This is a genomic window from Streptomyces barringtoniae, from assembly GCF_020819595.1.
Taxonomy (GTDB): Bacteria; Actinomycetota; Actinomycetes; order Streptomycetales; family Streptomycetaceae; genus Streptomyces; species Streptomyces barringtoniae.
Window position 1 is genome coordinate 1 of record NZ_JAJHNP010000086.1, and the last position, 812, is coordinate 812.

Genomic DNA, 812 nt, shown 5'->3' on the forward strand with positions numbered 1-812 from the left:
CACCCTCACCCCAGCCGGTGCCGTCCGCACCCGCCGCGAAGGCCTTCACCCGGCCATCGGCAGCAAGACCACGCTGCCGGCTGAAATCGACGAAGTTCTCCGGGGTGGCCATGATCGTGACGCCGCCCACCAGCGCGAACGAGCACTCGCCGTTCCGCAGGGCCTGGGCAGCCCAGTGCAGAGCGACCAGCGACGACGAACAGGCTGTGTCCACCGTCACGGCCGGGCCTTCCAGCCCGAAGACATAGGCGAGTCGGCCGGAGACGACGCTGGCCGCGTTCCCGGTGCCGAGGTGACCTTCGAGCCCCTCGGGTGCCCTCATCAGCAGCGACAGGTAGTCCTGGCCGTTCGTGCCGATGAACACGCCGGCCTGACTGCCGCGCAGGGTGTCCGGGGCGATGCCCGCCCGCTCGAACGCCTCCCACGCGGTCTCGAGCAGCAGCCGCTGCTGCGGGTCCATCGCCAGCGCCTCACGCGGGCTGATGCCGAAGAAGCGCGCGTCGAACTGAGTGGCGTCCTGGATGAAGCCACCCTCACGGGTGTAGGTCTTGCCCGCCTGCTCGGGGTCCGGATCGTAGAGGGACTCGATGTCCCAGCCCCGGTCGGCGGGGAACCGGGAGGTTGCGTCGCGTCCGCCGGCCAGCAGCTGCCAGAGGTCTTCCGGTGACTGCACACCACCGGGGAAGCGGCAGCTCATCGCGACGATCGCGATCGGGTCATCAGCCACGGAGAGCGCCGAGGCGCCGGGTACCGAGCTGACGACGGTCGCTCCCCGCCCGGAGTGTCCGAGCCGTCCGAGGAGTTCGTCGCGG

1 protein-coding gene is annotated in these 812 nt (G+C 70.6%); it reads right to left on the reverse strand.

The annotated features are described in order from the left end of the window. Positions 1 to 812: beta-ketoacyl synthase N-terminal-like domain-containing protein (locus LMU33_RS40820; RefSeq protein WP_228627168.1), on the reverse strand; the 812-nt coding region annotated here is incomplete at both ends.